The organism is Labilibaculum sp. K2S (assembly GCF_030372765.1).
In the GTDB taxonomy this organism is placed as follows: domain Bacteria; phylum Bacteroidota; class Bacteroidia; order Bacteroidales; family Marinifilaceae; genus Labilibaculum.
Window position 1 is genome coordinate 1 of the sequence record NZ_JAUCMW010000068.1, and the last position, 1,266, is coordinate 1,266.

General features: G+C 37.2%; 1 protein-coding gene. It reads left to right on the forward strand.

Annotated elements, in window-relative coordinates:
- Positions 1-123: 123 nt before the first annotated feature.
- Positions 124-1,266, forward strand: a 1,143-nt coding sequence (locus tag QUH73_RS20715; RefSeq protein ID WP_289532352.1) for an IS4 family transposase, incomplete at its 3' end; no start/stop codon positions are given.

The following is a 1,266-nucleotide window of genomic DNA, read 5'->3' on the forward strand; positions in this document are numbered from 1 at the left end:
CACTAGTGTCCCATTAAAATATAAAAAAGTTCTTTGAAAAAATTGAAATTTAGTTAGTTATAGAGGTTTTCCAAGCGAACGGACTTGAATTTTTAGTTTTGCATCAGATTAATCTGATTGCATATGTATCAAGATAAATACATTTTCGCTCAACTGGTCTCGTTTCTGAATCGAAGTAAATTCAATCGTATTGTAGCCAAATACAAAGGAGACAAATACGTGAAGCATTTCACTTGTTGGAACCAACTGCTTTCTCTGATGTTCGGGCAATTGTCAAACCGTGAAAGTCTTAGAGATTTGATTGTCGCACTTGACGCTCATCACTCCAAATCTTATCATTTGGGCTTGGGCAAGAATATTTCAAAATCATCTTTGGCCAGAGCCAACCAAGACAGAGACTATCACATCTTTGAAGAGTATGCTTACTATCTGGTAAACGAAGCCAGACAGAAACGAGTTGCTGACATCTTCAAGCTTGAAGGCAATGTCTACGCTTTTGATTCAACGACGATTGACTTGTGCCTTTCCGTATTCTGGTGGGCGAAGTTTCGTAAGAAAAAAGGTGGAATCAAAGTGCATACATTATATGATGTGGAGACACAGATACCCGCATTTTTCCATATCACGGAAGCTTCTGTTCACGACTCTACAGCAATGAAAGAAATCCCTTATGAATCAGGCTCATATTATATATTTGACCGTGCATATAATCACTTCAAGATGTTGTACAAGATTCATCAAATAGGAGCTTTCTATGTTTTAAGAGCCAAAAAGAATCTACAATGCAAGATGATCAAATGGAAACGAAGATTGCCTAAGAACGTACTTTCAGATGTAACAATTGAATTGACAGGTTTTTATCCTAAACAATACTATCCAGAACATCTTAGATTGGTCAGGTATTGGGATGAAGAACAAAAGCGTGAGCTTGTATTCTTAACCAATGCGATGCACATTTCTGCACTTCAAGTTGCTGAGCTTTACAAGAACCGCTGGCAAGTCGAGCTTTTCTTCAAGTGGTTAAAGCAACATCTGAAAATCAAAAAGTTCTGGGGTACTACTGAAAATGCTGTTCGGATCCAAATCTACGTAGCCATGTGCACATACTGCTTAGTTGCTATTGTCCAAAAAGACATGCAACTTGACAGAAGTACATATGAGGTTTTGCAGATATTGAGTATATCTCTAACAGATAAAACTCATCTTCGAGACCTATTTGAGAGAACTAAATTTCAAAATGACAAAGAACGTTTTAGGCTTATTGAG